Origin of the sequence: Streptomyces poriferorum (assembly GCF_019399235.1) — a bacterium.
GTDB lineage: Bacteria > Actinomycetota > Actinomycetes > Streptomycetales > Streptomycetaceae > Streptomyces > Streptomyces poriferorum.
Genome location: NZ_JAELVH010000585.1, coordinates 1 through 764 on the forward strand (window position 1 = coordinate 1; position 764 = coordinate 764).

Consider the following 764-nt stretch of genomic DNA (forward strand, 5'->3'; position numbering starts at 1 on the left):
CCTCCCGCACCGCGGCGCTGTGCGGCGGCCTCGGTGGGGGTGTCGGACGCCCCCTTGTCCGCGGGGGCGGTGCCGCAGCCGGTGAGGACGGCGAGCAGGAGGCCGCCGCACAGCGCCGCGGTGCGGGAGGTGGAGTGGGACATCAGGTCAGCAGCTCCGTGGTCGTCACCGCACGCAGTCCGCGGCGGTCGAGTTCGGTGAGGAGGAGGGGCAGCGCGGCGACCGTGTCCGCATAGCCGAAGTGCATGCTCACCACCGATCCGTTGCGGATCTCCCCGGCCACCTTGCGGGTGACGGCCGCGGCGCCGGGCGAGGTGAAGTCGAGGGAGTCCACGTCGTACGAGAGGACGTGCGGGTATCCGGCCCGGACCGCGAGCCGCTGGACGAGGGGGGTGGCGTACCTGGTGCGCGAGGGGCGGAACCAGGTGCCGATGGAGCCGGTGAGCCGGCGCAGCCGCTGGGCGCAGTCGGTGATCTCGGCGTACGCCCGCGTCTCGTCCATCGAGGAGATGTCGATGTGGCGCTGGGTGTGGTTGCCGAGGTCGTGGCCGCCGTCGAGGATCCGGCGGGCCATCTCGGGGTGCTCGTCCAGCCAGCTGCCCACGGCGAGGACGGTGACCCTCGCCCCGGCGCGTTCGGCCGCGCCGAGGACGGTGCGGGCGACGGCGGGATCACCCTGGCCGTGGAAGGTGAGGGCGACGCGGGCCCGGTCGCGGGGGCCGTGGTCGATCTGTACGGGCTGCCCGGGGATGCGGTGCGGGGTG

General features: G+C 74.5%; 1 protein-coding gene. It reads right to left on the bottom strand.

What is annotated here, in order from left to right:
- Nucleotides 1-142 precede the first annotated feature (142 nt).
- Nucleotides 143-764, bottom strand: a 622-nt coding sequence (locus tag JGS39_RS39835; protein ID WP_219574631.1) for a polysaccharide deacetylase family protein, incomplete at its 5' end; no start/stop codon positions are given.